This window comes from Neisseria sp. P0014.S002 (assembly GCF_051958295.1).
Lineage (GTDB): Bacteria > Pseudomonadota > Gammaproteobacteria > Burkholderiales > Neisseriaceae > Neisseria > Neisseria flavescens_B.
Map to the genome: position 1 here is coordinate 1 of NZ_JBQCVO010000063.1, position 280 is coordinate 280.

Annotated in this window: 1 pseudogene; it reads left to right on the forward strand. The window is 56.4% G+C overall.

From position 1 onward, the window contains the following. Nucleotides 1-280, forward strand: a pseudogene (gene uvrC, locus ACTHSX_RS10620) (excinuclease ABC subunit UvrC); the annotation flags it as partial.

The following is a 280-nucleotide window of genomic DNA, read 5'->3' on the forward strand; positions in this document are numbered from 1 at the left end:
GTGTACGATGAGAAAAACATCCAGCCTTCGCAATACCGCCGCTACAACATCACGACCGCCAATCCCGGCGACGACTACGCTGCTATGCGCGAAGTGTTGACGCGCCGTTACGGCAAAATGCAGGAAGCCGAGGCCAATGGCGAAAGCGTCAAATGGCCGGATGTCGTGTTGATTGACGGCGGCAAAGGGCAAATCGGAGTAGCCGTATCGGTATGGGAAGAACTCGGGCTGCACATTCCTTTGGTCGGTATCGCCAAAGGCCCTGAGCGCAAAGCTGGTA